Genomic DNA, 23,632 nt, shown 5'->3' on the forward strand with positions numbered 1-23,632 from the left:
GTTATCCGCGAGGTCTCGCCCCTCGCAAACCCCCACAACCTCTATGCAATTCAGGAAAGGGGGTGGCGGGGGCTACTCGTTGTCGCCGCCCGTCACGTTCACGGCCTCGCTCGCGATAGCCGCATCGTGCTGCTCATCGTCCCACACCCAGTTCGCGACCTCGGGAATGTCGGCGCCGTGCGTGAACGCGTACTGCCGGGCGCGAATACGCTCGTCAGACATGCGCTGGCGCAGTCCCGCGTACCGCGTACCGAGCGAATCGACGTGGTCGATCACATCCATGACGAGGTGGAAACGATCGATGTCGTTACGCATGAGCATGTCGAACGGCGTGGTCGTCGTGCCCTCTTCCTTGTACCCGCGCACGTGGATGCGCGCGTTCGGGTCGTGGCGGTAGGCAAGGCGGTGAATGAGCCAGGGGTAACCGTGGTAGGCAAACACGACCGGGATGTCCTTGCCGAAGAGGCCGTCGAAGTCCTTCTCGGAAAGACCGTGCGGGTGCTCACGCTCATGCTGGAGACGCATGAGGTCAACGACGTTCACAACGCGCACGCGCAGCTCGGGGATCTCCTCGCGGAGGATTTTCGCGGCCGCGAGAGTCTCGATCGTCGGGATATCGCCCGCGCAGCCGAGGACGACGTCCACGCCCTCACCGTTCACCTCGGTGCCTGCCCACTCCCAAATGCCGATGCCGCGCGTGCAGTGCACGATCGCCTCGTCCATCGTGAGCCAGTTCGGGTTCGGCTGCTTGCCGGCGACGACCACGTTGATGTACTGGCGCGAACGCAAGCAGTGATCGTACGTCGACAACAGCGTGTTGGCGTCCGGCGGAAGGTACACGCGCACAACTTCGCTCTTCTTGTTCACCACGTGATCGATGAAGCCCGGATCCTGGTGGCTGAAGCCGTTGTGATCCTGGCGCCACACGTGCGAGCTCAGGAGGTAGTTGAGCGAGGCGATGGGGCGGCGCCACTCGATCTCATTCGTGACCTTGAGCCACTTGGCGTGCTGGTTCACCATCGAATCGACGATGTGAATAAACGCCTCGTAGCTCGAGAACAGACCGTGGCGGCCAGTCAGCAAATACCCCTCGAGCCAGCCCTGCATCTGGTGCTCGGAGAGCATCTCCATGACGCGGCCTTCTTGCGCGAGATTCTCGGAGGCGTCATGGTCCTCGAACTCGCCATTCCACTGCTTTCCCGAGACTTCATAGATCGCCTGGAGACGGTTCGAGGCGGTTTCATCAGGGCCGAACACGCGGAAGTTATGCATGTTGTTCTTGACGACGTCGCGCAGCCACGTGCCAAGAACGCGAGTGGCCTCGGAATTCGTTCCACCGTGATGAGGCACGTCAACGCCGTACTCGCGAAAATCGGGGAGCACGAGGTCGTGGAGGACCTCGCCGCCGTTCGTGATCGGGTTGGCGCTCATGCGCTTGAGCCCCTCCGGCGCAGCATCGACGACCTCGTCGATGAACGCGCCGTCCTCGTCGACGAGCTCCTCGATCTTGTAGGACTCGAGCCATTCGCGCAGGTCGTTCAGGTGCTGATCGGTGTCGCGTGCGCTCGCGAGCGGCACCTGGTGGCTGCGCCACGAGCCCTCGGTTTTCTTCCCGTCGATCTCCTTCGGGCCAGTCCAGCCCTTCGGCGTGCGGAACACGATCATCGGCCACATCGGGCGCTCGATGTCGCCTTCGGCGGCGCGCTTTTTAATGTCGGCGATCATGTCGAGCGCCTCGTCGAGCACCGCAGCGAAACGCTTGTGCGTCTCTTCGATCGGTTCGTCGTCGAAGCCACCTTCGAAGAACAGAGGGGTGTGACCGTAGCCCACCATGAGCGAGCGAAGCTCATCCTCGCTGATGCGCGCAAGAACGGTGGGATTCGCGATCTTGTACCCATTGAGGTGGAGAATCGGCAGCACAACGCCATCGTTCTTCGGGTTGATGAACTTGTTCGAGTGCCAGCTCGTCGCGAGCGGGCCCGTCTCGGCTTCGCCGTCGCCCACGATCGTGAAGGCGATCTGGTCGGGATTGTCGAGCACCGCACCGTACGCGTGCGAGAGCGCGTAGCCGAGCTCACCGCCCTCGTGGATGGAGCCCGGAGTTTCGGGGGCGACGTGCGAGGGGATACCGCCGGGGAACGAGAACTGCGTGAAGAGCTTCTTGAGGCCGCGCTCATCCTTCGTGATGGCCGGGTAGGTCTCGGTGTAGGTGCCTTCGAGGTAGCTCGCGGCAACGAGGCCCGGGCCGCCGTGGCCTGGGCCCGTCACGTAAAACGCGTTGAGGCCGCGCTGTTTGATCGCGCGGTTTGCGTGCGCGTACAGGAACGTGAGCCCGGGGGTAGTGCCCCAGTGACCGAGAAGGCGCGGCTTCACGTCATCGCGCGAAAGAGGTTCGCGCAGGAGCGGGTTGTTCATGAGGTAGATCTGGCCCACCGAAAGATAGTTCGCGGCGCGCCACCACGAATTGAGCTGATGGGCTTCTTCGGCGGTAAGTGGATGGGATGGCTCGTTCGGCCATTCGCGTGCGGAGCTCATGTCTCTCCCTGCCCATGACTGGGACTTGCACTAGTGGGGCGACACGGCGCAGGGCGGCAGGCCGCTCATGCGCCAATGCCGATTGCTTAATGTAGTCTACGCCTCATTTTTCACGAGCGCTTGGGTGGTTTCAGGCCTGCGACGGCGCGCTTTTCACACGAAGCTTTAAACTTGACATCATGACTGCAGCGCCACTTCCCGCCCCCGTATCAGCGACGTTCGACCCCGATCGTTGGCGTGACATCGACGCGGCCGAACTTGGCTCCGCACCGTTCACGGACATCACCTACCATCGCGCTGTCGAGCGCACGCGCGATGAGCACGGCGAGGAACAGTGCCGGGATCTCAACGCCGTACGCATCGCGTTTGACCGGCCCGAGGTGCGCAATGCCTTTCGCCCGCACACGGTCGACGAGCTGTACCGCGCGTTCGATCACGCACGCCTCGACCCGAGCGTGGGCGTCATCATTCTTACGGGCAACGGTCCCGCCCCCAAGGACGGCGTGTGGGCGTTCTGCTCGGGCGGGGACCAGCGGATCCGCTCGCGCAGCGGGTATCGGTATGCCGACGGTGACACGGCCGAATCGATCCGCCCGGAAAGCGCAGGCCGCCTCCACATCCTCGAAGTTCAGCGTCTCATCCGCACGATGGGCAAGGTCGTGATCGCTGCGGTCAACGGCTGGGCCGCCGGCGGTGGTCACTCTCTGCACGTCGTCGCCGACCTCTCGATCGCAAGTAGGGAACACGCGCGCTTCAAGCAGACCGACGCGAATGTGGGCAGCTTCGACGGCGGTTACGGAAGTGCGTACCTCGCGAAGCAGGTCGGGCAAAAGCGCGCGCGCGAAATCTTCTTCCTCGCCGAGGAGTACTCGGCGGAGGATGCCTACAACTGGGGGGCCGTCAACCGCGTCGTTTCTCACGAGGAACTCGAAAACGAGGCCCTGCGCATGGCCCGCGTGATCGGCACGAAATCCCCGCAGGCAATTCGCATGCTCAAGTTTGCCTTCAACCTCGCCGATGACGGCCTCATGGGCCAGCAGGTTTTCGCGGGCGAAGCCACACGCCTCGCCTACATGACCGACGAAGCAGTCGAAGGGCGCGACGCGTTCCTCGAAAAGCGCGAGCCGGATTGGTCGGCCTTCCCCCACCCGCAGGGCTAGGGTTCCGACGGTTGCCGGCAAGCGTCGGATCGACATTTTTCACCGAAAGGAGCACGCGTGAGCACCTCACATACCCCCGACCGCGAGTCGCTTCCGTGGCTAACGCCCGACCCGTTCGATGGGACCGTGTGCTCGCAAGCTCAGTACGCGCGCGGCATCGGCGAGGCCCTCGCTGGTACCGCTCGCCTCTGGCTCGGCGCCCATGAGCGACCTGAGCTGATCGGCCCGCTCGAATGCACGAAACCGCGCGAAAACGCGTGCGCGGGCTGTACGTGTGCGCGTTCCGACGCGGGGGTACGTGAGCCCGATCCGCGCGAGATCGCCCTCGTGGTGCCGACCTCCGGTTCCACCGGGACGCCGAAGTCTGTCGCGCACTCGATCCAGAGCCTCAAGGCCTCGATTCACGCCACCGCCTACGAGCTCGGCTCGCACGGTGCCTGGATGCTGTTTCTTCCCCCCACGCACATCGCGGGCGTGCAGGTCATCGCTCGGGCGAGCGTGGCAAGCACACTTCTGGGACTCGACGATCACGACGGGCTTCCTGGCGCACTCGCGCCGCTCGTGAACCTTTCGGGTCATTTCGATGCGGCGGTGCTGACGGGTGCGATGGAGCGCTGGGACGCACGTGTCCGTAGCGATCAGGCCCTTGCTGATCTGCCGCTTTACACATCTTTCGTTCCCACGCAGCTCGAACGAATCGTGAGCGCGGCCGAAGCAGGTGATGCTGCTGTATCGCGCGCCCTCTCCCGTTTTGAGGCGGTGCTCGTGGGCGGCGCCGCGACTGCCCCTGAGCTCCTCGATCGCGCGCGAACGCGCGGCGCGCGGATCGTCACGACTTACGGCTCGAGTGAGACCGCCGGTGGCTGCGTCTACAACGGTTTCCCCCTCCAAGGGGTCGAACTCAAGGTCAACGATGAGGATCAGCTCATGATTACGGGGCCGTCGATCGCGCTCGGATACATTTACGAGACGGGCGCGTTCACGAATGTCGACGGCAACGATGCCGACACGCGCCGCCGCTTCTTTTCGACACCCGAGCTCGCCGCAACGCGCCTCTTGCGCACGAGTGACCTCGCACGCCTCACCCGCGACAAGGCCACTGGCCTCACGCGCCTCACCATCCTGGGGCGTGCGGATGACGTCATCATTTCGGGCGGGCGCAAGATCGTTCCGCAGGCACTTGAGCGCGTGCTCGAGGGCACGGGCGAGTTTCGCGAGGTTCTCGTCGTTCCCGTCGAGTCGAAGGAGTGGGGCCAGATGGCTGTGGCCCTCACCGTCCCAAAGGTTGAGGGGGCGATGCCCACCCAAACCTGGACGGCGGATCTCCAGGCGCAGCTGACGGTCGCGACTGCCCTTACCGATACCGGTTTTGCGCGGCACGAGATTCCCCGCAGTGTCCTGACGACGGGCGCACTCCCCCGCCTCGACAGCGGAAAGGTGGATCGCAAAGCCGCCGCTGAGCTTGCGCACGAGGCGCTGCTCAATATCGAGGCTTTCGAGTACGCGAAGAGCCTCGGCACACGTTTCAGCGCCGACGGGCACCACGAGCTCGAATTCGGCGGGCCCGACGAAGAGGACAACGAGTAAATGGCGAGTGCAGCACAATGGATCGAGGGGGCCCGGCCCCGCACGCTTCCCGCGGCCATCGCCCCGGTCGCGGCAGGCACGGGCCTCGCCCTCATGCACGGGGGTTACCAGGGCAGCGTCACCGTCGGGCGGGCCCTGCTCGCGCTCGTGCTCGCTCTCGCCCTGCAGGTGGGCGTCAATTACGCGAATGATTATTCCGACGGTGTCCGCGGCACCGACGATGACCGCGTCGGCCCGTTCCGGCTGACCGGTTCGGGGGCGGCGCGGCCCATGGCCGTGAAGCGCGCGGCTTTCGCGTCATTTGGGGTGGGGGCCCTCGCGGGCCTCACGCTCGTGATCCTCGCGGGCGCGTGGTGGATGATTCTGGTCGGGATCGTGTGCATTCTCGCGGCGTGGTACTACACGGGCGGCAAGCACCCTTACGGCTACATGGGCCTCGGCGAGGTCATGGTGTTCGTGTTCTTCGGGCTCGTTGCGGTCATGGGAACGAGCTATCTCCTATCTGGGCGCACTGGGCTCGACGACCTGCTCGTTGCGAGCGGCGTTGGCCTGTGGGCCTGCGCGGTCATGCTCACGAACAACCTGCGCGATATCCCCTCCGACCGCGTCTCCGGCAAGCGCACACTTGCTGTCCGGCTCGGCGACGGTGCCACGCGCCTGCTGTATGCGGCGATGATCCTCGTGCCGTTCCTTTTGCTGATTCCCGTGGTTCCGCACGCTCCACTCGTGGCGCTCACGTTCCTCGCACTGCCCCTTGCGATGGCGCCCATCCGGCGCGTGATTGAGCAGCGCGCTTCGGGCCGAGAGTTAATTCCCGTGCTCGCGGCGACGGGCAAACTTGAACTCGTGGCCTCGCTCCTCATGCTCGCGGGGTTCGCCCTGAGTTCGGCGCTCCTCTAAAAGCAGGGGCTACTCACCGCGGTCGATGAGGCTGTCCTCTTCCTCCGCATCGAGCTCGGCGTCAGATTTGTGACTCCGCTTTTTCTCTCGTCGCTCTTCGACGGAGTGCTCAAGGTTCGAGGCAACCCCCTGGCGTAGTTTTCCGAGCGCAAGGATCGAGATCAGCATCGCGATGACCGCGGCGAGCGTTCCTGTGAAGAGCCAATGCACGCCGGGCATGAAGAAGTACAAGAGTGCCCACACCCCGGCAAAGAGGGCGAGGCGGATGACCGAGTAGAGAACATAATTTCGCATTACCTCCATTATCCCTCGTCGTGAAAGAATGGCGAGCATGCCTCGCTTGATCCTGGTTCTCGCCCACGTTGCCCTCACGGTATATGCCCTCGCGGATGTCGCGAACACTCCCGAGTCACGCTCTAAGGGGCTGCCGAAGCTCGGGTGGCTCCTCGTGATCGTATTCGTCCCTTTCCTCGGGGCGTTCCTGTGGCTTCTCGCAGGAAAAGACCGAGGTTCACAGTCGAATGCTGCTCGCGCGCCCCGCTCGCGTGCACCTCAGCGCCCGCTGGCCCCGGATGACGACCCGGCTTTCCTCGCGAAGCTCGACCAGGAAAACCGCGCGCGCCGCCGCGAGCACATTCAGGAGGAGATGCGCCGCAAGAAACGCGAAGAGGGCGCCTTAGGTAGTTCCGCAGCGTCGAACAAGCCGCGCCCGGCGCCTGGGCGCACACCCGCGCCAAAAGACGATTCGAGAATCACCCCTGCCAAGGGACCGCGTGATTACACTGTGCGCGACTACGAGCGCCCCGAAGACAAGCCAACGGGCGACCTTGAGGGCCCCGACGACGATGGCGCCCGCCGCTAAGGTCACTTCCCGTCGCTGACGCTAGGTGCCCTGCCCGCGCACGGCGCCGATATCGCCCGCCTGAGCTAGAGGCGGTTTGCCGGCGCTCCGGGCTCGGACATGAGGGTTGTAGCAGAGTGCTGCGGGTATGTTGCCTCGTATTCGCGCTTCCACTGGCGCGCAAACGCCGCGGCATCCGCGCGAGAAACGAGCGCCCACACGCTCCCGCCGAACCCTGCACCGAACGCGGAGGCGGCACGAGCCCCGAGCGCGCGTGCCGAGCGAACAAGCTCGATGGTTTCCGGAATCTGGTTGCCGAGCTTTCGTTCCGCAAGGTCCTGCGAGCGCAACACGATCGCCGAAAACGCGTCGATATCCCCTCGATTGAGGGCTGCGGCAGCCTCGGGCACGAGCACCTCGGACTCCTCGATGAACTGCTCGAGCCTCTGGCTCGCATACCCCTCGGGAGCGACGCGCCTGAGCGGATCGAGCTCGCGCGAGGAGCGATCCACGGGCAATGAGGGATCACTGCTCCCGGTCAGCTCTCGCACGACGCGGTGAAGCGATGAATCATCGCGTCCCTGCTGCTCGTTCCACGCTTCGAGCACCGCCCCGAGCGCAGCAGGCCCACGGTTGTACGCCTCGCGCGCCGCACCCGTCTTTTCGGCGAGGACCCCGCTCACGGCGATGACGAACACCAGATCTTCAGGAAGCGACGAGGTGCCGAGAACCGTCGGCGGATCAAACACCACGTGGCTGAGCGCGCCCGGCTGCGTCGCGAGCATCCCGGTGTGATCGAGCGACCCGCCCGACGTGCCCACGCCCGTGAGACCCGCGAGGTCTTTGAACCGCTTCCCGTTTTCGATCGAGGCGGCGTACCCCGCGAGATCCACGCGATTGTCGATGTTTCGCGTCCACTCTTCACGCGCGGGAAGGTCGTTGAGGTCCGCGAGAGTGAGTGCCACCGCCGTGAGGACCGCGGACGAACTGCTCATCCCCGAGGCGGGTGGCAGATCCGAGTCAATGGTGAGTTCAGCCGGAGCAAGCGGACCGAAGTTCGCCGTGAGGCGGTTGAGCGCCGTTTGCACGTAGTGGGCCCAGTGGCCGTTCGGCAACTTTGGGTCGCGCAGCGGGGTGAGTTCGGCCGGCTCGCTACTGAGCGACGTGCGGATGGTGAATGTCGAGGAAGCGTCGGGCTTGTTCCGCCCGCGCACCGTCACGGCCCGGCTCACCGCCGATACGAGCACCTGGCCGCCCCCGTAGTCAGTGTGTTTTCCGAGGACTTCGATGCGGCCCGGAACCCGCCACCCGGTCACAGGCGCACGTCCACGTGGGAGAGGCGCGCCTGAACATCGGCGATATCATCGCGGCGCGAGAGGTCGAGCACCCCGCCCGACACCGGCACGACCTGCACGCTTTCGAGCGCCATGACGGCATCGACGATCTCGTACTCGCCGCGGGCCGACGGCGCGATGCTTCGGCACGCCTCAAAGATGGACGGATCGAACGCGAAAAGGTTCATCGACACCGGTGCGCTCTCGCCAAACTCGGCACGTTCGGACTCGGACGGTTTCTCGATCATGCCGGTCAGGCGGTTGCCCTCGTGCCTGATGAGCGCGAACGAGGCGATTCTCTCGGCGGGAATGTTGCTGTTTTCGATGAGCGACGCCCGGTCAAAGCCCGCGATTGCGCTCCCCGACACCTTCGCCATGGCCTCGAGGGCTTCGCGCGGGTAGAGGTTATCGCCGTTGACCATGAGCATCGACTCCTCCACCACGACGCTCGCAGCGCTCGCGAGGGCGTTCGCCGTGCCGAGAGGCTCATCCTGGACCGCAAAGTCAATGCGCAGGCGGCTCGGCGCGAGCGCGCGGACATGCGCGCTGAACGCCTCGTGTTCGGGCGCGACAACGACGACGGCCCGCGTGATGCCCGCATCCGCAAGCGCACTGAGCGAATAGTCGATGAGGCGATGCGCGCCGATCGGCATGAGCGCCTTGTAGCCGAGGCTTGCGGCGGCAGCCTGCTCGGCACTCAAGCTCGTGCTTTCGCCCTCAGCGCGCATGCGCGTGCCAAGGCCGCGGGCGAGAATTACAGCGGTGGTGATCACGGGGTTCCTCCGAACCAAGGGTTGTTCCCTGACGGGTATTAATCCTAGGCGTAGCGCCGCGCGATCGTGAGCGCCTCGCCGGCGTACCCGCCGCCAAAAAGTGCGGCGTGCAGGAGCACAAGATGCAGCGAATGGAGAGCGAGAACGTCTCGCCACTCATGCGCGAGTGGATGCGCTGCTTCGTAGCCTTCGACCACGTGGGCGAGATGCGGCGCTCCGAACAAGTGAAGGGCCGCGAGGTCATCCAGACGGTGGCCGGAATACGCCGCGGGATCGATCAACACTGCCCCCTCGGAATCAAAAAGCACGTTGCCCGCCCACAGATCACCGTGGACACGTGCGGGAGGCTCGTCGTCATCAAAATCACCGGCGCACAGCCTCGACATGAGACGCCTGAAAACTTTGCGCTGCTCCGCGTCGAACAGATCCCCCGACGCGCGCACGAGCGGGTCGACCCGCGCATTCGCGAACATCGCGCCCCACGAAAGGTACTCGCCTTCCTGCGCGAGGGGAAGCGCAAGCTGCTCGCCCGCGGGCCCCTGGAGACCGTCTCCCCGCCACGCGCGGCCTTCGGCATCGACCGGCCCGAGCCCGAAACTCCGCTCGCCACTCTCACTCGCGCGGCCGCAACCAGCGCCATGCGTCACGGCGAGTGCCGCGCCAAAGTCGCGCGCCGCACGCGCGCTAGGCGCTACGTGCGAAATGCGTTCGAGGCACAGCTGGGAGGCGTCGGACCCCACGATCCCGACCACCCGAGCACCACCGCTCGTCGCGGCCTCCTCAAGCCACTCGAGACCCGCGCGTTCCCACTGGATCGCGCGCGCGGTCCCAGGTTTGCGGAAGACGTCGCACTCACGCACCGACATTTACAGGCCCGAGTACGAATGCAAGCCGTTGATGACCGTGTTGACGATCGTGTAATTGAAGATCACGCACACGAAACCGGCGATGCAGAAGTACGCGGCGGTCTTTCCTCGGAAACCCACCGTCGCGCGCGCGTGGAGGTACACCGCGTACACGATCCAAATGACGAACGTCCACGTTTCCTTCGGATCCCAGTTCCAGTAGCGCCCCCACGCATAGTTCGCCCAAATAGCACCAAAGATCAGCGTGAACGTCCACAGCACAAAGCCCACGGCCGTCGTTTGAAATGCAACCTGCTCGAGGCGCTTGGCGTTGGGAACCCGCTCGAGCACCCGCTCGAGAAGCGACGAGCCCGCCTCATTCCCCGCCTCGAGGCGACTCTCACGCGAATGCTGGAGCAGCTGCAGCAGCGCGACAACGGCGGACAGGGAGAACAGGGCCATCGAGAGGATCGCCACGATCACGTGAATCACGAGCCACGGCGAATTCTGGAGGCTCGGCGTGAGGTGCGCGGCCGGCAAATACCACGACGTGTACGCGATGACCATAATGAAAAGGACGGGCGTAAGCACGAAGAGTCCAAGCCTACGCATGTCCCGCACTCGGTGCGCGAGCAGCAGAAATATTGCCATGATGACGGCCGCCCCGGTCATCGAGAACTCGTACATGTTGCCCCACGGCACACGCTGGGTCGCGATACCGCGCGCAATGACGCCGAGGAGCTGGAAGGCGGTCGCGATCGTCGCAGCCCCCAGGGCGAAGCTCAGCGGACTCATTCCACGTGCAGGCGTGAGTTCGGCCTCGGCATCGTCGGCGCCGTCAGAAAGGTCGAGATCCGCGGCAGGGGCAGAGCCGGCGAAATTGGAGCTCGCAGGCGCGCCGACGGTGGCGAGCTCACGCTCGCGCGTTTTCTTCGCGAGGCGCACATCCGAGCGCACCCGAACCGCTTTCGCGAGATCGATGGCAAAGGCGACGAACGCCATCATGTACACGACCATCGCGAGCAGGATGAAGAAATCCGATGCCGCGGCGAGCTGCTGAAAATTCACTGACGGGGTCCTTTTCCTCGAGGAACGGCGGAGGGGGAGGCAGGCGCGAGGTGGTCGGCGAGGCGGGCCACGTCGTTCGCGAGGGCGAAGTCTTCGCTACGCGCAAGACCAGCAACCTCGATCTCTACGCCTTCGCCCGCGGGGATCGCGCGCACCCACAGGCGGCGGCGCGGGATGAAGAGCGAAAGCATGAGGCCAGCGGCCGCGGTGAGCGCCATCGCAAGCGTGAAACCCTGCCAGGGGTCATGCTTCACGTCGAAAGCAGCATAGCGCTTGACGCCGCGAAACTCGATGCTCGAGCCATCGGGAAGATCGAAGCTCTCCCCGGGCGAAAGGCTCATGAGCAGAGGTTTCCCATCGGCTTGGGTCACTTGGTCAAGCGTGGAGACGTCGATCTGATAGGCGTTGGTGGGCACGCCGGCATCGAGGCCCAGGTCACCGGTGTGCGCCGTGAGGAAGAGCTTCGGTTCCACGAGGCCCGCGTACGTCGAGTGGGGGCCGCGCTCATCGACGACGGCCGTCGGCGCGAAGATCCCCACGAACGCCATTTGCTTAGGGGACGCATCGGGCATCTTCAACACGATCTGGCCGGTGTAGTTTTTGTCGTTCGAGACGGCACGAACGGGCCCATCCGCGACGACGTTTCCCTCGGGGTCACGCACGGTGAGGATGGGGGCGTAGCCATTGCCGAGAAGAAACGCGCTCGCGCCATCGACCTCAAGGGGCTCGTTCACGCGCACGCGCTTGCGGAATGTTTCGCGGCCCGGTGCCTCAACGGTAAGGTCCGCCTCGAACTTCGTGGGCAGCCCGAAGGCCTTCGGATTCGAGGTATCGGTCGAGAACTCCGCGCGAAACTCGTCGAGCGTGAAGCGAAAAGACGGAAGATCGTCGGGATTGAACCACGCGCCCGACTCAAACGTGTCGTAGCGGGTCAGAGAGTTCGCAAACCCCTCCCCCTCGACGACGGTGATTTGCCCGCGATATGACGTGAGATAGCCGAGCCCCACGCCGATGAGGACGCCGAGGAGCGCGAGGTGAAACACGAGATTGCCGGCTTCGCGTAGATACCCGCGCTCGGCGCTCACGCTGAGCGCACCCGTTTTCTCCTCGAGGTGCCGCACGCGATAGCCGGCCCGCTTGAGGCGCTTACTGGCGCGATCCTGGATCTCCTTCGCCGTGGCTGCCTCGACAGGACGTCTCGTGTAGCCAGTGAAGCGCGTAAGCCGGCGCGGCGTGCGGGGCGGCTGCGCGACAACCTGACGCGCATATGTCACGCAACGCGGGAGTACGCAGCCCACGAGGGAAATGAACAGCAGAAGGTAAATCGCGCTAAACCACGGCGAGGTAAAAACCTCGAAGAATCCTGCCCAGTCAAGAAGCTCGCCCCACCAGCCGTTCTCGGCCAAGAACTGATCCGTTTGCGCGGGATTCACGGAGCGTTGCGGCAAAAGCGACCCGGGCACGGCCGCGACCGCGAGCAGAAGAAGCAGCACGAGCGCCGTGTTCATGCTCGTGAGCTGGCGCCAGATGAAGCGCAGGCTTCCGCGCAGGCCAAGACGCGGCAGGGTGGGCTCGCTAGCGGGAGTGGGGTCGGGGGTGTCCGACGCTTGCTGGGCTTTCACCGCGGCTTCTCCTTTCGTGTGATTCGGGCCGGTCATATGACGGTCGTAAACGAGCCGGTCCACGTGGCAAGCTGCGCCATCCAGGCGCTCCACTGCCCCGTGAGAAGCAGCGTGCCGATCACGATGAGTAGCGCACCGCCGGCCACGGTGACGGATCGACGATGACTCTTGAGCCACGCCGACCACGTCAGTGCGCGGTCAAAGAGAAGGGCGAACGCGAGAAACGGGAGGCCGAGACCGAGCGAATAGGCGAGGGCGAGGAGCGCGCCGCGACTCGCGCTCCCGCCGTCGAGAGCGAGCGTGCTCACGGCGGCGAACGTCGGTCCGATGCACGGCGTCCAACCGAAACCGAAGATGATGCCCATGAGCGGGGCGCCCCACAGTCCGGCATCGGGCCGTTTCTTCACGCGCATCTCCCCGCTCAGACGCGGGAAGAGGCCGATGAACAGGAGTCCCATAAGAATCACGAGGACGCCTGCAATGCGGTTGATCCACGTGGTGTGTGCGCTGAGGGTGTACCCAATGGCCCCAACGAAACCGCCCATGACCATGAAGATCGCGGTAAAGCCCAGCACAAACAGAAAAGCTCCCAGGGCGAGGCGACCGGTGCGATTATTCTTCTCTTCCCTCTGGCCGGCCAGGCCGGAGACATAGGCGAGGTAGCCGGGGACGACCGGGAATACGCACGGCGACAGGAATGCCACGATCCCCGCGAGCGCACTCACGGCAGCGGCGAGAAGAAGCGAACCGTCGAGAACAGTGCTCGCAAACACGTGCTGGATTTCGGTCATTCGGAGAGGACCCGATCGATCATCGCGCCAAGGATTGAGGGGTCGGCGAGGCCGGAGATACGCGCGGCAACCCTCCCCTTCGCGTCAAACACGAGGGTTGAGGGCACGGCGTTCGGGGAGACCTGCCCGCGAAGCGCGTACATGATGGTGCCGTCCCGGTCGGGGATCGACGGGTAGGGAATCGAAAACTTTTGCTCAAACGCCTGGGCGGGGCCGGCTTCGTCTCGCACGTTAACGCCGACGAACGTCACGCCTTTGCTCGCGTAGGTCTCGTGGAGTTTGACGAGGTCGGGAGCCTCCTTGCGGCATGGTGCACACGAGGCGTACCACACGTTGAGCACGACCGGGGCGCCGCGCTTCTCACTCAGCGTGAAGGGCTCGCCGCTAAAAGTCTCGCCCGAAAAGTCGTAGGCATCGCCGCGCTTGTCGACCGCGATTTCAGTGCTCACCCCCGAGCCTTCAACGTAGCCGGTGTCGTAGCGCGCGGAGGTATCCGTGCTCGCGCAACCCGCGAGGCCCACAATCCCCAAGGGAAGAGCCAGCGCCGCACGACGCGTGAAAGATACGTTCCTCATGTGAGCTTCCCTCCCGTGGCATCCACCGCGCCCTCGTAGAGCGCGGCGGCAGGCTCCGCATACTCGACGTGATCAAGATGCTCCCCGCTGAACACGAGGGAGGTCACGGATGCGAGGCCGCATTCACGCTTGCGCGGGTCGTGCAACATCGGCTTGTGCTCTGCGGCGCGGCGCGTGAGCCAGATTGGCAGCTGGTGCAGCACGAGCACTGCCTCGTGCCCCTCGGCGGCGTATCGAGCATCGCGCACCGCCGCCATGACGCGATCCACCTGGTCGCGGTATCGCTCGCCCCAACTCGGGCGAAACGGGTTCACGAAGTACTTCCAGTTCTTCGGATTGGTGAAGCTCGCTTCGCCGTGGCCAATCCTGTGGCCTTCAAAGTGATTGAGGGCCTCCGTGAGGCGTTCGTCAGTCTCAATCTCAAGCCCGTGCGGTTCAGCGATCGGCTTTGCCGTTTGCTGCGCGCGCAACAGTGGAGAGGCCACCACCTTCGCGATGTCACGCTCCGCAAGAGCCGCGCCCGTCAAGCGGGCCATCTGTTCACCGCGCTCCGAAAGGCGATAGCCGGGCAGGCGTCCATAGAGGATCTTTCCCGGGTTATGCACTTCACCGTGCCGAACCAGGTGAACGATCGTCTCAGTCATAAGCCCCTCTCGAAGGTAGAAAGAGTGGCCACGAAGCGACCACAAAGCCTTGGCCGTCCAGCCTAGCCTCTAGTCCCGCTCGCCGGCGGAAAACTCAATGCACTCGCGGTCCTCATCACTCACGAGCTTATCGAGGATGCGAGCAAGCTCGAGAAAATCCTCTCTACCCAGCGGCTCCAGAAGAAATTCACGCACGCTTCTCACATGCACCGGCGCCGCTTGCTCGAGCAGCTCGCGGCCCGCGGCCGTCAACACGGCGACGCGCCCGCGACCGTCGGACACCGAACGCTCCCGCGCCACCAGACCGCGCTTTTCCATGCGCGCCACCGTGTGCGTGAGCCGAGAGCGCGAGTGGACGACCTGTTGGGCGAGATCCGACATGCGCACGCAGTCGCTTTCGCTCTCGCTCAGCCGTACGAGAATTTCGTACTCGGGGAGCGAAAGGTCGATTCGTGGATCCTGCTCGAGGGTCTGCGAGAGGCGATCCTTGAGGCGCGTGGTCGTGAAAAGGTAGGTGCGCCATGCCTCTTGTTCCTCGAGGTCGAGCCACGGGACCTCCTGCCCGACGTCCTCGTTCGCCACCTGCGGCCCCTTTCGCTCAAACTCTCGGATAGTGCATGAAAACGCCTCCTATTATGCGCGTATGGGGACCCGGGTGCACGAAAGGGTGTCCCCCACCTCACCTCCTGAGCGGCAGCGAGGGCAGGTCGCGAGGGTTGACAACACCACACATCAGGTTTTAGTTTAGTTTTCAACTTCTGGGGTTGTGGAACACGCCCGCCCCAATCCACGGCAGAAAAGGAGAACCCCATGACCGCACTTCCCGAAGGCCTCACGCAGGGAACCTGGACCCTCGATGCCTCGCACACCACCGTCGCCTTTACCGTTCGTCACGCCGGCGTTTCGAAGACTCGCGGGCAGTTCACCGACGTCTCCGGCCGCATGGTCATCGGCGAAAAGCTCGAGGACTCTCGCGTCAATGCCGAGATCCAGATTGCCTCCCTCACGACCGGGAACGAGGATCGCGACAACCACCTCAAGAGCGCCGACTTCTTCGACGCCGAACAGTTCACCGCCATGGCCTTCACCTCGACGGCCTTCGACGGCACAACCCTCAAGGGTGATCTCTCGATCAAAGACGTCACCAAGGAAGTCGAACTTGACGTCGACTACGAAGGCGCCGCAACCGATCCCTTCGGCAGCTACCGCGCGGGCTTCTCGGCGACGACCAAGATCTCCCGCAAGGAATTTGGACTCACGTGGAATGCGGCCCTCGAAGCCGGCGGCGTTCTCGTGGGCGACACGGTCACGATCACGATCGACGTCGAGTTCACGGCGCCCGCGGCAGCATGACACCCCCCGAAGGATCCGCCGAGCCGGGCCTCGTCTCCTCGAGCGGCGCGCGCATTGTGCTGCTCGAAAGGCCCGGCTGTCACCTGTGCGAGGAAGCAGCCGAGGTAGTCTCGCGCGTCGCCGCGCTCACGGGTGAAGAGGTCGAGCGCGTCAACATTGAAGCCAATGATGAGCTCGCGCGGCGTTGGTCGATTGAGATTCCCGTTGTCGCCGTCGACGGCGACGTTGTCGCCGTCTATCGCGTGAACGAAGAGGAGCTCAAGGCTGCCCTCGTACGCGGCCTGAGGCGCCCGAATCCGCTCTTTGGTGCGGCAGCGCGCATTTTCCGCCGCGGCTAGCGTAGGGCTGGGTGCGGCAACACCGCCCAGTAACTCCCGGTTCAGGCACTAGGGCCCCTCCTCATGAGGAGGGGCCCTAGTGCTTTGTGTGCCTCACCATCCCCCCTATCCATCCCCCTTCTCCTCTCCGCCCCCTCCCTTTCCCCTCTCCGCCTGCCTTTTCGAAAGTGGTGAAAAACGGCGTGAGAGTTGCGTTTTGGCGCGCCAGGAGGCGATTTTTCGCCACTTAGAATCCGGGAGCGAGAACAGAAACCAGGGGCCGAGATTGAAACCGGGGGCTATAGCCTGGAATGAATCACAAAGAAGGCCGCCGCCCTCCGGATGGAGTGGCGGCGGCCTTCTGCACAAGCGGGCTTTGGCCCGCTGCGCCTTACTTCTTGTTGCGGCGCTGGTGGCGGGTCTTGCGGAGAAGCTTGCGGTGCTTCTTCTTCGACATGCGCTTGCGACGCTTCTTGATCACGGAACCCATGATTGCCTCTTTTCTTACAGTACGTGGTGGCGGCGGCACCGCCCAGGTGTCAGTGGCCGGCACGCGCCGAGCGCAGCCGGGGCGGCCACCCTCTCGCGGGGCAGCGGCCACAAACACAGACAATGAACTATTTTAGCGCTGCAGCCCAATGCGCTCAAAGGTCATCGGCGAAGCGTGAGGGGCTTCACGCGCACGTTTCACGCCGACGCCACGAGCGTGGAAAGGGCAGCCTCAAGGCGCGCCGCCCGATCAAGCTCTCCCTGGGCACGCGCAACGACTGTGCGCTCCGCTGCGTCACGAAGCGAGGACCGCAACGCGCGGCGAGCCCGCCGCTTCCGAGAAGCCGCAACGAAGGAATTGAGCACCGCGGCAAAGGCACCCAACACGATTCCGAGCCCAAGCCCCGCAATAATCATCGCCGTCGGTACGGGCACGGGAACCCACAGCCCCTCAAGCATGGGCATGGGCGGTTTCGGCACCTGAAGGAAGTCGAAGCCAGCAAGGGCGAGAAGCCACACGAGGCCCGCTATTGCCATCAGGAATGAGAGCCACTGCACGATGTTGAGCGGGAGCCACGTCCACGACTTTTCAGCGCCGCGAAAGTCCGTATGGGTGAGGGCATAGTCGACCTCGTCGGGAAGTGCGTCTTTCTCCTCTTCGAGAGCGTCCGCGAGACGACCCGGCCACGGATTCGGTGCCTGACCGGCAAGGGACAGCGCGAACTCGTCGACCGCACGATTCATCCGAGCACGTGCGCCGGGGGCATCGATCGAAAGTGAGGATCGTGCGACGAATTCGTCGTCCGAATCTCCCTTGCGGTGCTTGTTACTTCCCCGCCCGACGCGCATGCGCTCGAGCGGGTCAATCTTAAACGCGCCAATCCACCGCAGCGCCGGCCAGCCGGTATGGCGACCCGCGCGCGTGCGGTAGCTTTGCGCAACTGCTTCAGAGATTTTGTCCACCTGGGCCGCGGTGGCGCAGGCATCTTCGAGTCGGTCGAGCTCGACGGTTGGTACTTCTCGCGCGAGCTGAGGAATTTCGGCGGACTTACGCGAAACGATCGCCCCGGTCGCACGCGCGATGGCCTCCCCCTCGGCGCGAGCGTCCGCGAGCAGACGCTCGAGAACAGCGCGCTTCGACTCGACAACGGTGGCGATCTGAGCTCGCAAGTGAGGGAGTCCGGTGCCATCGACGGCACTCACGAGGCATACCTCTGTTTTCGCGAGACCGTCCTCGGCAAGCAGTGCCTTCATCGAGGAGCGCACCGCCGCACCGTCGGCCTTCGTCAGGCGATCGGCCTGGTTCACGACGACGATCGTGACCGCATCGTGGCGCGCGAAGCGGCTAATGAACTCGGTGTGCAGCACGGCGTCCGCATACTTTTCGGGATCCGTGACCCAGACGAGCACATCGACGGTGCCGGCGAGACGCTCGGCAATCTCGCGGTTAGCGCTCTCGACAGAATCGAAGTCGGGGAGGTCCACGAGGATGGCTCCCTGCGGGAGGGATCCGCGGCCCACCGTGTGCCGCTCGCGAATCTCGAGCCAGTCAAGGAGCGAGGCCGCTGAGCCGTCCACGTGTTCATCCGCAGACTCGGGGAGGATCGCGAGAGCTTTCGAGGTCGTGGGGCGCCTGTGCGCAACACGCGCGATGTCCTCACCGACGATCGCATTCACGAGCGAGGATTTCCCCGATCCCGTTGCCCCGAAGAGCCCGATCACGGTGTGCTCGCTCGAATGCTCGAGACGCTCCGTGAGCCGCGCACACGCGGCACGCGCGCCCTCGAGCGTCGCATCGTCGAGGAGCGGCTCCGCCTCCACAACCGCGCCGCTCAGGGCCTCCACGGCAGTGTCGAGTCGGCCGCGGGTCTTCGTGACGGATCGAGTGCTCACTATTGCCCACCCCTTCGGGGAGCAGCGGAGGGGCCACCCAGGTTCTCGATGAGTTGACGCACGGTCTCGGCATCGCTGTGAATCGTGCTCGATGCCGTCGCGATGGGGTGCGCAGCGAGTGCCGTGGCGAAGGCTGTTGCTTGTGTGTCCACGACGTTGCCGATGCGCGAATCGAGCATTCCGCGCGCTTTCTTCGCGAGCCGCCTCACGGCCTCATCGCCAAAGATCGATTCGAGAAGTTTCTGCCCCACGAGCGCCGTCGCCGTTCCCGCGCCTACCTCGAGGCCAGTCGGCATGAAGGCGGTGGAGGCGAACACCACGACCATGAGCGCGATGCCCACGACGTTCACGCCGAGGGACAGCACTCGTGCCTGCGTGCGGCGGTCTGAACCCTCTGATTCGACGAGGTCAAGGACGTCCTTTTGCCACGCCCGTACCTGATCCTCAACAGTGCGGCGGAAGCCTTCGGGCACCTGCATAAGCGTGACGGCAAGGCCGGGGCTCGACTGCAACAGGGACGCGCCTGCCGCATGCGAGTTCCACGCGCGCACGGTACGCGAGCGAGCGTTGGCAACCTGGTCGATGACGACGGTCACGAGGCCCGTCTCAATCGCGTTCTCGGCTGCGACCACCGGGCGCGTACGTCCCGTAAGAGCAGCGGTGATGCGGTCGCGCGTGCGCGACACCCACCCCTGTACGCCCTTGAAAAATTCACCAGTACCAACGACGTCCTGCCAGCGCGCGAGAACTTCGCCGCGCAGCAGCGCACCGTCGCGAGTAAGGTTCGCGATCGAATCCTTCGCCGCATCGAATTCGGCGCGCGCGAGCGCCGCAAGCCGATCCCGTTCGTCTTCCTGCGCGGCGACCGCTTCGCCGAGTTCGTCGAGCGATTGCGCTGTTGCCACGAGCGCCCCGCGCAGGGTGCGCCGCGCGATCGCGCTGCGCGCCTCCTTATCGCGGGCGAGCGCCCCCAGCCACGCCGAAAGCTCGCGCACCTCATCTGTTTCGAGGATCTCCCCCTCGCCGAGCTCCTGCTCGTGGATCGCAAGCAGTCGCTCCGTCATAACGCCGCGCTCCGCGAGCATCGCCCCCAGGTGCGACGTCAAATCTTCGGCAACCCCGTCCTTGTGCGGGATGCGATTCATGATGACGACCACGGTCACCTCGCGCTCCGCGGCTTGCGCAAGGGCGAGCCACGGCACCGCATCCGCGTATCGATGCGCGGTTGTCACGAAAATCCAGAGGTCTGCCGCACGAAGTAGCTGGCCGGCGAGCTCGCGGTTTTCGCGGCTGACCGAATCGATATCGGGCGCGTCCAAAAGTGCGATTCCCTGGGGCACGCGCTCGCTTTCGACCAGGTGAAGGGCCGTGCCGAATCCAGCTCCGCGTTCGCGCGCTTCGGGGCTTGACGCACTCATGTGCACGCGAGGAAGCGAGGGCAAGATTCTGTCCCCTTCGAACCACTGCGCATCAGAGGGGCTGTGCACGAGAACCGGTTGGCGCGTCGTCGGCCGCAAAGCCCCCGCGCGCGAAATGTTCTCCCCCACGAGGGCATTGACGAGCGTCGACTTACCGGAGCCGGTCGAGCCGCCCACCACCGCGAGAAGCGGCGCCTCGAGAGAGGCGAGCCTCGGTGCGAGGTGGTCCTCAATCTGCTGCGCAATATGCCCTGCCTTTTCGCGCGCCTCAGCCGCGCCGGCGATGTCAAAAGGGAGACTCGCCTCGCGCGCGCGTCGCGCGAGCGGCGACAGAAGGGGGGAATCGGCACGTGCATCCATGGCATAAGCCTACCGAACTGGGCCTGCAGTGGAACGCGACAACCGTCGGACCCGAGCGGCCCACCGGTCCCCCGCAAACATGCCCCGCGCCCTGAAAGGGAATAGAGTAAACGCGGCCCCACTTTTCGCGCCGAAAGGAGGCTCCGTGGGAGCACCCGTCATCCCCCGCCTAAAACCACGGCGCCGCCTCAACGCGATCACGTCTTTTATTTCGCGCCTCGTGCGCGAAGCGGCCCGCACCTCCCCCGCGCGCCTCGCACTGTTCGTGTTCACGGCAATGATCCTGCTGTTCACGATCATCCTGGAACTGCCCATTTCAAGCGTGTCCGGTCAGCGCACCCGCTTTGCTGACGCCCTCTTCACCGCCGTGAGCGCCATGTGCGTCACCGGCCTCGTCACCGTACCCACGCAAACCCACTGGTCAACGTTCGGGCTCGTCGTGCTCATGGCCGCGATCAAAGTGGGCGGTCTCGGTGTTTTGACTCTCGCTTCGCTCCTTGGCCTGAGCGTGATGCGGCATATGGGCTTGGCTCAGCGAATCGTGACGGCCCGCGAAACCAAGGCCGCTAAGCTCAGCGAGGTCGGCGGGGTTTTGCGCACGATCGTTATCACCTCAACGGGGTTCGAGATCGCGACGTTCATCGCCCTCGTCCCCTTCCTCTTGCGCCACGAAACGAGCCTCAAGTACGCCCTCTTCAATTCGATTTTCTACGCGATCTCGGCATTCAATAACGCGGGGTTCATCCCGGAGGTTGGCGGCATTTCGCGCTACATGGCGGATCCGTGGTTTTCGATCCCGATCGCCACGTCCGTGTTCGTGGGCGCGCTCGGCTTCCCGGTCATCCTCGTGCTCGTGCAAAACTGGCGCACGCCCGAGCGCTGGAGTCTTCACGCGAAGCTGACGATTTGGACCTCGAGCATCCTGCTGGTCGCGGGCACCGTCGGAGTTCTGCTTTCCGAGTGGGACAACCCCGCCACCCTTGGTGGCCACGGCTTCGACACGAAGCTGCTGTCGTCAGCATTCGCGAGCGTCATGACCCGCTCCGGCGGCTTCTCCACTCTCGATATCGGCGCGATGAACACCGACACGTGGCTCATCATGGATCTGCTCATGTTCATCGGCGGCGGCTCAGGGTCGACGGGTGGTGGCATCAAGGTCACCACGTTCGCCCTGCTCGTGCTCTCGATCATCGCGGAAGCAAGGGGCGACCGTGACATTGAGATTTTCGGTCGAAGCATCCCGTACGACACGATTCGCCAGGCGATTGCCGTTCTCGTGATCAGCGTGCTGTTCGTTGCGATCGCAACGTGGACGATGCTGCGCCTGACGGATTACCCGCTCGATCGCGTCCTGTTCGAGGTCCTGAGCGCGTACGGCACGGTTGGGCTCTCGACGGGGATCACGAGCGACCTCAGCCTTGCCGCGAAGTACGTCATCATCGTGTGCATGTACGTGGGGCGTATCGGTCCAATGACCCTTGGTGCGGCGCTCGCGCTGCGCAGCCGCCGACGGGTCATCCACCTGCCCGAAGAACGGCCCGTCGTCGGCTGAGTCCGGTAGGCTGGAACACATGGCAAACTCCCGCTCCTTCGGCCGCAGCGTCCTGATCGTCGGCCTCGGTCGTTTCGGGGCGTCGATGGCCCTCAACCTTGAATCGCTCGGCACGAACGTGCTCGCGATCGATAAACGCGCTGATCTCGTCCAGGATTACTCGGGCAAGCTGACCCACGTGGTCGAGGCAGATGCCACCAATATTGAAGCGCTCAACCAGGTTGGCGCGTCCAGCTTTGACGTCGCCGTCGTTGGCGTCGGCACGTCGATTGAAGCGAGCGTGCTCATCACCGCGAATCTCGTGGACCTCGCGGGCCCCGTCATTTGGGCGAAGGCCATCTCGGTTGCCCACGGCAAGATTCTCGAGCGCATCGGCGCGCACCACGTCGTGTTCCCCGAGAAAGACGCGGGTCAGCGGGTCGCGCACCTCGTCAACGGTCGCCTCCTCGACTACATCGAGTTCGACGACGGGTGGGCAATCGTGAAGATGCATCCACCGCGCGAAATCCAGGGCTTTTCCCTTGGCGAATCAGACATTCGCACGAAGTACGGTGTCACGGTCGTTGGCGTGAAGTCTCCGGGCCGCGACTTCACCTACGCTGAGCCCGAAACGGTCGTCTCCTCGCACGACACGCTCATCGTTTCCGGCCACACCGAGCTGATCGAGCGTTTCTCTAACCGCCCGTAGCGCGGGTTTCCGGGTAAAGGGTTCCGACGCTTGCCTCGCCCCTAGCGCTCTTCCATTTTCCGCGACGCCTGTGCGGCCGCTCTCATGCCGCGTGCCATGAGCGCACGGATCCCGCCTTCTTCAAGTGCGGCGATGGCCTGCGCGGTCGCACCGCCCGGCGAGGTCACGGCGTAGCGCGCACTCGTGGGCGTTTCACCGGTCTCGTGCAGGAGGGTTGCGCTTCCAAGCATGGTGCCCACCACGAGATCCGTGGCAACGGCCCTCGTGAAGCCTTGGGCGACGGCTTCGTCGATCATCGCCTCGACGATGAGGAAGAAGTACGCGCTTGCGCTCCCGGCGGCGCCGATCACGCCGTGAACCTGGTGTTCGGGAATGTCGACGACGGTCGCGGACCGCGCGAAGAGGGCGTGCGCAAGCGCACGCTCAGCCTCGCTCGCGCGGTCGCCCGGCATGAGGCCCACGACGCCGCGACCGACCGCGATGGGCGTGTTCGGCATCGCCCGCACGAGCGCCGTGTGCCCGTCGAAAGCATCGCCGAGCGTTGCGAGACTCGCTCCGGCGAGAAGCGACACAATGAGCGTGTCCTTCCGCACGTGCGGGGCAATCGCGGGGGCCATGTCGTCGAGGTGGTACGGCTTAAAGCCGAGCACGATCACGTCGGATTCGCGGGCGGCGGCTGCGAGGGTGTCGTCGGACCCGAAGCGTTCAAACGCACTCGTGGCGCCGATCTCCTGAGCGGCCACTTGCGTGGACGTCGCACTCGAGTTGAGAAGAACGAGTCTGTCGGCGCCGACGCCGGCCTTGCGGATGGCACGCGCGACCGCGCCGCCCATGTTGCCGGCGCCGATCACGGTGACGGTGAGGTCAGTAAGGTTCGCCATTGCACG

23 protein-coding genes are annotated in these 23,632 nt (G+C 64.7%); 8 read left to right on the forward strand and 15 right to left on the reverse strand.

Annotated elements, in window-relative coordinates:
- Positions 1–72: 72 nt before the first annotated feature.
- Positions 73–2,535: a phosphoketolase family protein gene (locus E6X30_RS05965; protein ID WP_316335884.1), complete on the reverse strand. Its 2,463-nt coding sequence runs from the start codon at positions 2,533–2,535 to the stop codon at positions 73–75.
- Positions 2,536–2,714: 179 nt separating this feature from the next.
- Between E6X30_RS05965 and E6X30_RS05970 the strand changes: the two genes are divergently transcribed.
- Genes E6X30_RS05970 through E6X30_RS05980 form a run of 3 tightly spaced genes read left to right on the forward strand, consistent with a single transcriptional unit; the run spans position 2,715 to position 6,182 of the window.
- The gene (locus E6X30_RS05970) at positions 2,715–3,695 is read left to right on the forward strand and encodes a 1,4-dihydroxy-2-naphthoyl-CoA synthase (protein ID WP_316335885.1); all 981 of its coding nucleotides are present in this window, start codon (positions 2,715–2,717) and stop codon (positions 3,693–3,695) included.
- Between the two features lie 57 nt (positions 3,696–3,752).
- A complete protein-coding gene (locus tag E6X30_RS05975) occupies positions 3,753–5,282 on the forward strand; it encodes an AMP-binding protein (RefSeq protein WP_316335886.1) in 1,530 nt (509 codons plus the stop codon).
- The gene (locus E6X30_RS05980) at positions 5,283–6,182 is read left to right on the forward strand and encodes a 1,4-dihydroxy-2-naphthoate polyprenyltransferase (RefSeq protein ID WP_016663978.1); all 900 of its coding nucleotides are present in this window, start codon (positions 5,283–5,285) and stop codon (positions 6,180–6,182) included. It begins immediately after the preceding gene.
- 9 nt (positions 6,183–6,191) lie between these two features.
- Here E6X30_RS05980 and E6X30_RS05985 read toward each other — a convergent pair whose 3' ends face one another.
- The gene (locus E6X30_RS05985) at positions 6,192–6,476 is read right to left on the reverse strand and encodes a DUF4229 domain-containing protein (RefSeq protein ID WP_316335887.1); all 285 of its coding nucleotides are present in this window, start codon (positions 6,474–6,476) and stop codon (positions 6,192–6,194) included.
- A gap of 37 nt (positions 6,477–6,513) precedes the next feature.
- Here E6X30_RS05985 and E6X30_RS05990 point away from each other — a divergent pair, with 37 nt between their 5' ends.
- Entirely contained in the window at positions 6,514–7,044 is a 531-nt protein-coding gene (locus tag E6X30_RS05990) for a PLD nuclease N-terminal domain-containing protein (RefSeq protein WP_316335888.1), read from the forward strand.
- Positions 7,045–7,109: 65 nt separating this feature from the next.
- Here E6X30_RS05990 and E6X30_RS05995 read toward each other — a convergent pair whose 3' ends face one another.
- The 9 genes from E6X30_RS05995 to E6X30_RS06035 form a co-directional block, all read right to left on the reverse strand.
- On the reverse strand, positions 7,110–8,339 hold the full coding sequence (locus tag E6X30_RS05995; protein ID WP_316335889.1) for a galactokinase family protein: 1,230 nt from the start codon (positions 8,337–8,339) through the stop codon (positions 7,110–7,112).
- Positions 8,336–9,130, reverse strand: a complete 795-nt coding sequence (locus E6X30_RS06000; protein WP_016663974.1) for a nucleotidyltransferase family protein — start codon at positions 9,128–9,130, stop codon at positions 8,336–8,338. The genes E6X30_RS05995 and E6X30_RS06000 overlap by 4 nt, the downstream gene beginning before the upstream one ends.
- A 44-nt stretch (positions 9,131–9,174) precedes the next feature.
- Entirely contained in the window at positions 9,175–9,996 is an 822-nt protein-coding gene (locus tag E6X30_RS06005) for a fructosamine kinase family protein (RefSeq protein WP_016663973.1), read from the reverse strand.
- Complete coding sequence (ccsB, locus tag E6X30_RS06010) at positions 9,997–11,043, reverse strand: c-type cytochrome biogenesis protein CcsB (RefSeq protein ID WP_316335890.1); 1,047 nt, start codon at positions 11,041–11,043, stop codon at positions 9,997–9,999.
- Positions 11,040–12,665: a cytochrome c biogenesis protein ResB gene (locus tag E6X30_RS06015; protein ID WP_316335891.1), complete on the reverse strand. Its 1,626-nt coding sequence runs from the start codon at positions 12,663–12,665 to the stop codon at positions 11,040–11,042. Before E6X30_RS06015 ends, ccsB begins: the two co-directional genes overlap by 4 nt.
- Before the next feature lie 32 nt (positions 12,666–12,697).
- The gene (locus E6X30_RS06020; RefSeq protein WP_396334967.1) at positions 12,698–13,447 is read right to left on the reverse strand and encodes a cytochrome c biogenesis CcdA family protein; all 750 of its coding nucleotides are present in this window, start codon (positions 13,445–13,447) and stop codon (positions 12,698–12,700) included.
- Between the two features lie 5 nt (positions 13,448–13,452).
- The gene (locus E6X30_RS06025) at positions 13,453–14,031 is read right to left on the reverse strand and encodes a TlpA disulfide reductase family protein (RefSeq protein ID WP_316335893.1); all 579 of its coding nucleotides are present in this window, start codon (positions 14,029–14,031) and stop codon (positions 13,453–13,455) included.
- On the reverse strand, positions 14,028–14,675 hold the full coding sequence (locus E6X30_RS06030; protein WP_016663968.1) for a histidine phosphatase family protein: 648 nt from the start codon (positions 14,673–14,675) through the stop codon (positions 14,028–14,030). The genes E6X30_RS06025 and E6X30_RS06030 overlap by 4 nt, the downstream gene beginning before the upstream one ends.
- Positions 14,676–14,744: 69 nt before the next feature.
- Positions 14,745–15,257 (reverse strand): MarR family winged helix-turn-helix transcriptional regulator, encoded by a 513-nt coding sequence (locus tag E6X30_RS06035; protein WP_016663967.1) that lies wholly within the window; start codon positions 15,255–15,257, stop codon positions 14,745–14,747.
- 228 nt (positions 15,258–15,485) lie between these two features.
- Here E6X30_RS06035 and E6X30_RS06040 point away from each other — a divergent pair, with 228 nt between their 5' ends.
- Both E6X30_RS06040 and E6X30_RS06045 read left to right on the forward strand, forming a co-directional pair.
- A complete protein-coding gene (locus E6X30_RS06040) occupies positions 15,486–16,028 on the forward strand; it encodes a YceI family protein (RefSeq protein ID WP_016663966.1) in 543 nt (180 codons plus the stop codon).
- Complete coding sequence (locus tag E6X30_RS06045) at positions 16,025–16,366, forward strand: glutaredoxin family protein (protein WP_016663965.1); 342 nt, start codon at positions 16,025–16,027, stop codon at positions 16,364–16,366. The genes E6X30_RS06040 and E6X30_RS06045 overlap by 4 nt, the downstream gene beginning before the upstream one ends.
- 370 nt (positions 16,367–16,736) lie before the next feature.
- Here the strand turns inward: E6X30_RS06045 and E6X30_RS06050 are convergent, their stop codons facing one another.
- The 3 genes from E6X30_RS06050 to E6X30_RS06060 form a co-directional block, all read right to left on the reverse strand.
- Positions 16,737–16,835 (reverse strand): 30S ribosomal protein bS22, encoded by a 99-nt coding sequence (locus E6X30_RS06050; RefSeq protein ID WP_005504750.1) that lies wholly within the window; start codon positions 16,833–16,835, stop codon positions 16,737–16,739.
- 197 nt (positions 16,836–17,032) lie between these two features.
- Positions 17,033–18,727, reverse strand: coding sequence for a GTPase (locus E6X30_RS06055; protein WP_316335894.1), 1,695 nt, complete (start codon positions 18,725–18,727; stop codon positions 17,033–17,035).
- Entirely contained in the window at positions 18,727–20,505 is a 1,779-nt protein-coding gene (locus tag E6X30_RS06060) for a dynamin family protein (protein ID WP_070435476.1), read from the reverse strand. The genes E6X30_RS06055 and E6X30_RS06060 overlap by 1 nt, the downstream gene beginning before the upstream one ends.
- Positions 20,506–20,650: 145 nt before the next feature.
- Between E6X30_RS06060 and E6X30_RS06065 the strand changes: the two genes are divergently transcribed.
- Entirely contained in the window at positions 20,651–22,057 is a 1,407-nt protein-coding gene (locus E6X30_RS06065) for a TrkH family potassium uptake protein (RefSeq protein WP_141740597.1), read from the forward strand.
- A 19-nt stretch (positions 22,058–22,076) separates the two neighbouring features.
- Positions 22,077–22,745: a TrkA family potassium uptake protein gene (locus E6X30_RS06070; RefSeq protein ID WP_016663961.1), complete on the forward strand. Its 669-nt coding sequence runs from the start codon at positions 22,077–22,079 to the stop codon at positions 22,743–22,745.
- A gap of 41 nt (positions 22,746–22,786) precedes the next feature.
- Here the strand turns inward: E6X30_RS06070 and proC are convergent, their stop codons facing one another.
- The gene (proC, locus tag E6X30_RS06075) at positions 22,787–23,626 is read right to left on the reverse strand and encodes a pyrroline-5-carboxylate reductase (protein ID WP_316335895.1); all 840 of its coding nucleotides are present in this window, start codon (positions 23,624–23,626) and stop codon (positions 22,787–22,789) included.
- Positions 23,627–23,632 lie beyond the last annotated feature (6 nt).

This window comes from Dermabacter sp., from assembly GCF_032550575.1.
Taxonomy (GTDB): Bacteria; Actinomycetota; Actinomycetes; order Actinomycetales; family Dermabacteraceae; genus Dermabacter; species Dermabacter hominis.